This window comes from Lachnoanaerobaculum sp. MSX33 (assembly GCF_000512995.1).
GTDB lineage: Bacteria > Bacillota > Clostridia > Lachnospirales > Lachnospiraceae > Lachnoanaerobaculum.
The window spans coordinates 1-3,716 of sequence record NZ_AZXX01000056.1 but is presented as its reverse complement, the minus strand read 5'-3'; the positions used below and the strand labels follow the sequence as shown (position 1 = coordinate 3,716).

3 protein-coding genes are annotated in these 3,716 nt (G+C 37.1%); all 3 read right to left on the bottom strand.

Annotated features, from left to right (window positions below; genetic code table 11):
- Nucleotides 1–282: 282 nt before the first annotated feature.
- Nucleotides 283–1,821, bottom strand: coding sequence for a plasmid recombination protein (locus tag HMPREF1495_RS04975; RefSeq protein WP_034212582.1), 1,539 nt, complete (start codon nt 1,819–1,821; stop codon nt 283–285).
- Between the two features lie 231 nt (nt 1,822–2,052).
- Complete coding sequence (locus HMPREF1495_RS04970) at nt 2,053–3,105, bottom strand: replication initiation protein (protein ID WP_034212581.1); 1,053 nt, start codon at nt 3,103–3,105, stop codon at nt 2,053–2,055.
- Nucleotides 3,098–3,349 carry a hypothetical protein gene (locus HMPREF1495_RS04965; protein WP_198013547.1) on the bottom strand — a complete coding sequence of 84 codons (252 nt, stop codon included), beginning with the start codon at nt 3,347–3,349 and terminating at the stop codon, nt 3,098–3,100. The genes HMPREF1495_RS04970 and HMPREF1495_RS04965 overlap by 8 nt, the downstream gene beginning before the upstream one ends.
- Nucleotides 3,350–3,716: the final 367 nt, after the last annotated feature.

Genomic DNA, 3,716 nt, shown 5'->3' with positions numbered 1-3,716 from the left:
TCTATGTCCTTTGCGGAAGAAGTCTATGTCCTTTGCGGAAGAAGTCTATGTCCTTTGCGGAAGAAGTCTATGTCCTATTTGTCTCGGAAGCCTTGATTTTACTAGCTTTTTAGCACCCCGTAATCAAGTAAGTAATCAAGTAAGTAATCAAGTAAGTAATCAAGCTATCAATCAAGAGAAAAGAGCTTCGCTCTGATAGATGGATTGATTTAGCAACAAAAAGAAAAAAACAAAAAGGCAACTGCTCATCTGCTACGCAGATCCAACGCAGTTGCCAGTAAATTATCTAGTGAACCCTCTATCAATGTTTTGGTTTGCAATATTACTAGCAGGAAACATACTGTTAGCAGTTCTCATATTGTTGCACCCAACTATAAAGACGCCTGAAGGACTGTACAGCCCTAGCCCTTCCTTGCCCTTTTTGAAGTGAAGCTGTAAAGCTACCTCGTCCGTTATGCTCCTGTTCACTTCTCTTTCTTGGTCACTTGCTATATTATCAAATCCCTTTTTCTCAAGAAATTTATTGCTTGCCTTTACAGTGGCATTTAAAAAAGCACTGCCGACTTCGCCAGTAAAAGTATGGCTAATATATCTAACAGCTCTTAAAATGCTCTTAATTTGCGTTGTAAGGCTCTCTACGCGATTTCTAAGTGGTTCAGTGCACTTCTGTAGCCTTTCGTCAAAAGAAGCCGTTAAATCGCAAATTTGAGCCTTTAGAGAGGTGTTCTCATCTGTCAGCTCTTTTACTTTCAACTCTTTGGTTCGATAAAGGCTGTATAATTGCTTGAATTTAACATTAAGCTCTTCTTGTGCCTTATACATTTTTTGGGCTTTTTCCTGCAATTCTTTAGCTTTTTCTTTTTCTGCATTTGCTTCCTGTAATTTCTTTTCGGCAACTTCAAGATAATTCAAGGCTAAACTCATTTTTTGGGCTATGTATATTTTGCTGTCATCAAAATTTTTTTCGGTTTTTTCTTCAAGTAGCTTTGTATTGTTTTCGTGTACCACAGAAAGCCTTGCCCTTTGTTCCAACTGTTCAAGGTCGGATTTTTTAACGCTTACACGCTCTTTATTTAGCAATACCGGAGCTTTTTCTATTTCCTCCGGAATATAACGAACCTCATTCGCTATTTGCTCTGCAACAGCCTTGTACTGGTCAATGCTCATATGTTTGCGATTTATTCCAGTGTCCTCTGCTCGCTCTATGCTGTATTTATTCATAATGCGTTCAAGTTCGTTCTTTTCTCGTTCCTGCCAATTTTGAGTACTGTTCCCTCTCTTTGTCGCTTTTCCATCAATTCCCTGCTCTTTAAGAGCTTTATCAAGCGAATTTCTTACCTGCAAACCTTTTTGGTAGCCGTGAGCAACTGGAATATAGTCAATGTGCAAGTGTGGGGTGGCTTCGTCCATATGCAATACAGCGTTAAATACATACAAATTTGGGTTTCTTTCGCTAAAATCCTGCATAAAATCATTTAAAACTCTTTTGGCAAGGTCTGCTTTGATACTTCCAACGCTGCAATCAAACTTGTTGCCTATCTGTATCACTGTTTCGTAATACAGTTTTTCGCCATTTTTTGAGGTGCGTATTTGGTTCATATAGCCATTAATTCCATCAATCCTTCTATCAGCTCTTTTCTGCTTGGAATTATATTCTTCGATTGCTTGAGCAAAGCAATTTTTATATGCCTGCTCTAGTGGTTCGCATTTGTAAATTATATTGTCTTTTACTCTGTCTAAATCTACATTCGGGGTAATAAATTCACGGTTATTGTGCGACATACTTCCGTGTCCTTTAACCACAGATATACTCATTTCCATACTCGAATACCTCGCTAAGGTTTTGTTACTTTTTCCAAAAGTAACTCAATATTAGTTGTGACATAGCTTCGCTATATCACAACTATACCACAGCTTCGATTGTTGCACAATCAAAGCTGTTTTGCGTTCTCAACAGGGGCTACCGCCCCTAGCCGAAGGCTTACCCTGTATCTTCTCTCAAAAAAAAGACCTGGTAAATTTCAGGTCCTTTTTTTGAGAGAAGCAAAATTACTATTCTGCATCTTGCTTCATCAGTTTCAAAAGATAAGCGAATTTACTCCTTATCGGCTTTTGCTTATCTCGTCTTAGGATTTCTTTAGCCTTTTGGTCTAAGTAGTGATATCTCATAAGTTCCACTGAGCCGTGGCAAGCTTGACTTTGCGGCAGCTTATCACTTGGTATCGTAATCAGCACGGAAAAAATCTCGTCATACTGTTCTTGATTAAATTCAAAAGCTTCAAGTGGCTCCTGCCACAGCTCTTTTTCTTTTACTGCTTCTTCCTGCCATTGTTCAAATGTCATTTGATTTTCGTCAATTTCTTCAAGGTTTGTATTTGAGAGTGTCTCGATTTCAAAGTGTATTGCCACCACATTACGCCCTTTTCTTATAGGCTCATACTTATATCTGCATTCAGTCTTTTCGTTCATCTCTTTTTGAACTTTTTTCAAGAGCAAGTCATTAAAACGCTTAAATGCTTTGTAGGTTTCTTCTTTGTCACAGTCAAGAATTTGCTTTAGTTCGTCAACTGAAATATCCCAACTTTTTCTGTATCGATTAGCCTCAAGATAGATAAACATTATGTATGTGTAACGGCTTGTAAGAGATGTGATACAACGGAGTTTGTAACGCAAATATCCTAGGTTTTCGATATTGAAAAAGTATTTCATAGCCTTTTGTGTACACTCAAGCTTAATTTGCCAAAGCCCGTTTTTGTCTTGTTCTGCAATAGCTTCCTCAAAAAGTGTTATAAGCTTAAAACCCTTTTTTATGTCTTCGTCTGCAATTTCTACCACGTTGCCCATAAGATGTTTTAGTCTATCTTCAAGGTCTTTTTGATTGATTTTTTTAACACCAAGTATATTTTCAAGTTCACCTTTTTCAAACATAACAACTCGTTTATCGGTATCGTGACTATTAATTCTTGAAAGATATGTATCAAGGATTTTAAATTCTGCAAGCGTTAATTCAGAACGCCACAAGGAAAAGAGGGGCAAGCTCTTTTGAACTATGAGCTTGTCCTCATTGCCTAAACTGATTATTGGTTCGATTTTCTTTCTAGCCATTTCTCAATACCTCTTTAGCTTGTTTTTCGTCAAATATCCATCTGAGCTGGCTTAATACCTTGTCTTGTGATTTTTCGCTGATTTCTGCATTCATTACTGCCATTCTCAAATAAGCTTTGATTATGTCGTTGAAAGCTGAACTATCAACCATTATGCATTTATCAGTTTCATCACAGGTGGCAAGAAACTCATATATGCGTATTTCTTTTTCGGCTGTTTCCTTGCTTATTTTCCCTTGTTCCATCAAGTGCCTATAATTGTCCGCTATAATGCTATACCCATTCATACAAGTACCTCTTTTCTCTTGATTTTCTGATACATATATCTTAACATACAGGACATAATAAGTCAATAGTATATATGTCTTGTTGTGGATTTCACTATGTCCCTTCGTGGATTTCACTATGTCCTATTTGTCTCGGAAGCCTTGATTTTACTAGCTTTTTAGCACCCCGTAATCAAGTAAAAGAATTTTTTATATAAAACATAATTATTTATTGCACAGTATGACTTATATTGTTTTTTTGGAAGAAGTCTATGTCCTTTGCGGAAGAAGTCTATGTCCTTTGCGGAAGAAGTCTATGTCCTTTGCGGAAGAAGTCTATGTCCTT

What these genes read in the sequence shown, in the direction of transcription:
- HMPREF1495_RS04965 (WP_198013547.1), bottom strand. Translation starts at nt 3,349, where the DNA reads ATGGAACAAGGGAAAATAAGCAAGGAAACAGCCGAAAAAGAAATACGC.
- HMPREF1495_RS04970 (WP_034212581.1), bottom strand. Translation starts at nt 3,105, where the DNA reads ATGGCTAGAAAGAAAATCGAACCAATAATCAGTTTAGGCAATGAGGAC.
- HMPREF1495_RS04975 (WP_034212582.1), bottom strand. Translation starts at nt 1,821, where the DNA reads ATGGAAATGAGTATATCTGTGGTTAAAGGACACGGAAGTATGTCGCAC.